We start from the raw sequence: 2,948 nt of genomic DNA, 5'->3' as shown, positions 1-2,948 counted from the left end.
TGTGGGAGCGGCGGCCTCGCCGCGATCGAAACCGCGATGATCGCTGATCAACGCGCCGATCGCGGCGAGGCCGCCGCTCCCACAGGTCACCGCTCTCAGGTCACCGCTCTCAGGTCACCGCTCACAGGCCGCCCCCCTTCGGCTTGATCAGCGCAACAGCAGCACCGGCAGGCGCGCCGAGCGCAACAGGTCGGAAGTCTTGCTGCCGAACAGCAGGCTGCGCAGCGGCGAGTGGCTCCAGGCACCCATCACCAGCAGGTCCATCTCCTCGTTCGAAGCGTAGTGTGAAATCACCTGTTCCGGGTCGCCGGGGATGATGCGGCCGCTCGCGTTCAGGCCACCGGCGTTCAGCGTGGCACAGGCCTGTTCGATGTCTTTCGGTGCCCCCGGACGCTCCGGACCGGACATCAGCACATGTACGTCCAGCCCGCGCAACAGCGGACTGGCAGCCAGCATGTCGATGCCGCGCCGGGTGATGCCGCCGCCGTCGTACGCCACGAGCACCTTCTTCGGCGCGCGGAAGGCATCGGTGACGGTGAGGATGGGGCGGGTCAGCGCGCGCACCACACGCTCGACATTGCGGCCGAGGTCACGCTGCGTGGTCGCGGCAGATTCACCGCGCCGGCCGATCACCAGCAGGCGCACGTCGTGCTGCTGCTCGACCAGCGTCTCCTCCAGTTCGCCATAGCGCTGCCGGGTGTCGATGCAGCCGGCGCCCGCGCCGGTTGCGCGCTCGCGCAGCCGGTTCAGGAACACGCGTCCCTGCTCGCGAGCGGTGCGGGCAAAGACGGCGTCCTGTTCGCTCAGTTCGGTCAGCAGAGCTTCCTGCGCGTCGACGCCTATGCTGCCGCTGTGGTCCTTGCCCGAGCCGCGCTCCGGATGGCGGTCGATCACGTGCAGGAATTCGAGCGGCGCGTCGAGCCGCTGCGCGGCCCAGGCGGCGTAGTCGGCGACATGGTCGGCCCAGGGCGACTGGTCGACGCAGGCGAGCACCTTGTTGTCCATGTTCATGATCAGTGGCCGCCCATCAGCATGTCGGCGCCATCCTTGTCATGCACGGCGAACCGGTCCACAAGCGTGGCGCTGGCTTCGTTCATGCCGATCACCTCGACCTCGGTGCCTTCGCGGCGGAACTTGATCACCACCTTGTCGAGCGCGCTGATCGCGGTGATGTCCCAGAAGTGCGCACGACTGACGTCGATGCGCACGCGGTCGATCACTTCGCGGTAGTCGAAGGCGGCCACGAAGCGGTCGGCGGAAGCGAAGAACACCTGGCCACTGACGCGGTAGGTGCGCTGACGCCCCTCGTCGCCGGTCTGCGACGTGATGTGCAGGATGCGGCCGACCTTGTGCGCGAAGAAGAAGCCGGACAGCAGCACACCGACCAGCACACCCTGCGCGAGATCGTGCGTCAGCACGGTCATGACCGTGGTCGCCAGCATGACGACGCTGGAACTGGCCGGGTGCTCGCGCAGGTTGCGCAGCGAGCTCCAGCTGAAGGTGCCGATGGACACCATGATCATCACCGCCACCAGCGCGGCCATCGGAATGCGCGCCACCCACTCGCCGGCAAAGACCACAAGCATGAGCAGCACCACTCCGGCGGTCAGCGTGGACAGCCGGCCGCGGCCGCCTGATTTCACGTTGATGACCGACTGGCCGATCATCGCGCAGCCCGCCATGCCGCCGATGAAGCCGCTGGCGATGTTCGCCACGCCCTGCCCCACGCATTCGCGGTTCTTGTTGCTGGTGGTATCGGTCAGGTCGTCGACGATGGAGGCGGTCATCATCGATTCCAGCAGGCCGACGACGGCCAGCGTCAACGCGTACGGAAAGATGATGCGCAGCGTTTCGAAGTTCAGCGGAATGTCGGGAATGAGGAACACCGGCAGGCTGTCCGGCAACTCACCCATGTCGCCCACGGTGCGGATGTCCAGATCGAGCGCGATGGCCACCGCGGTCAGCACGACGATGGTGACCAGCGGCGACGGCACCGCCTTCGTCACATAGGGGAACAGGTAGATGATGCCCAGCCCGGCGGCCGTCATCGCATACACCTGCCAGCCGACGCCGGTCAGCTCCGGCAGTTGCGCCATGAAGATGAGAATGGCCAGCGCATTGACGAAGCCGGTGATGACCGAGCGCGACACGAAGCGCATCAGGGCTCCCAGCCGGAACACACCGGCCGCGATCTGCAACACGCCGGTGAGCAGCGTGGCGGCCAGCAGATACTGCAGCCCGTGATCCTTCACCAGCAACACCATGACCAATGCCATCGCGCCGGTGGCGGCCGAAATCATGCCCGGCCGGCCGCCGACGAAGGCGATCACGGTGGCGATGCAGAAGGAGGCATACAGCCCGATCTTCGGATCAACGCCGGCAATGATGGAAAAGGCGATCGCCTCGGGAATGAGCGCCAGCGCGACCACGAGGCCGGCCAGCAGATCGTTGCGCACATTGGACAGCCAGTCCTGGCGCAGTGTTTTGATGGACATGTTGAATCCTGAATTTTTTGCGTTCCGCCTGCACGGGACGGGAGCACACGCCCGCATGAGGCGGGGCGGCACGACTATCGGGGGGAACGGACACGGCGCTCGCAATCGGGGCGCCAGCAGCAGTGCGAGGACGCTATGGCGGACCGGCAGGACGCAGGTCGGAAGCAGGAGGGTTTTGTTGCATGGCAACATTGTAACCGGAGTGACCGGTCGCACACGGCCTGCGGGAGCGGTCCTTGTGGGAGCTGTTCTGTGGGATCGGCGGCCTCGCCGCGATGAGCTCCGGCCCTGTGGGAGCGGCGGCCCCGCCGCGATGGGCTCCGGCCCTGTGGGAGCGGCGGCCCCGCCGCGATGGGCTCCGGCCCTGTGGGAGCGGCGGCCTCGCCGCGATGGGCTCCGGCCCTGTGGGAGCGGCGGCCTCGCCGCGATGGGCTCCGGCCCTGTGGGAGCGGC

General features: G+C 67.3%; 2 protein-coding genes. Both read right to left on the bottom strand.

The features are described 5' to 3' along the window. Nucleotides 1-147: 147 nt before the first annotated feature. On the bottom strand, nt 148-1,011 hold the full coding sequence (locus tag NMQ16_RS12610; protein WP_257081079.1) for a universal stress protein: 864 nt from the start codon (nt 1,009-1,011) through the stop codon (nt 148-150). A gap of 2 nt (nt 1,012-1,013) precedes the next feature. After that, the gene (locus tag NMQ16_RS12605; RefSeq protein ID WP_257081078.1) at nt 1,014-2,495 is read right to left on the bottom strand and encodes a SulP family inorganic anion transporter; all 1,482 of its coding nucleotides are present in this window, start codon (nt 2,493-2,495) and stop codon (nt 1,014-1,016) included. Nucleotides 2,496-2,948 lie beyond the last annotated feature (453 nt).

The sequence above is a fragment of the Methyloversatilis sp. XJ19-49 genome (genome assembly GCF_024580145.1).
Classification (GTDB): Bacteria; Pseudomonadota; Gammaproteobacteria; order Burkholderiales; family Rhodocyclaceae; genus Methyloversatilis.
Note: the sequence above shows the minus strand (reverse complement) of the source record. Positions and strands in the feature narration are given on the sequence as shown.

Bases quoted from the DNA above. Each gene is read 5' to 3' on its own strand.
- NMQ16_RS12605 (WP_257081078.1), bottom strand. From the start codon at position 2,495: ATGTCCATCAAAACACTGCGCCAGGACTGGCTGTCCAATGTGCGCAAC.
- NMQ16_RS12610 (WP_257081079.1), bottom strand. From the start codon at position 1,011: ATGAACATGGACAACAAGGTGCTCGCCTGCGTCGACCAGTCGCCCTGG.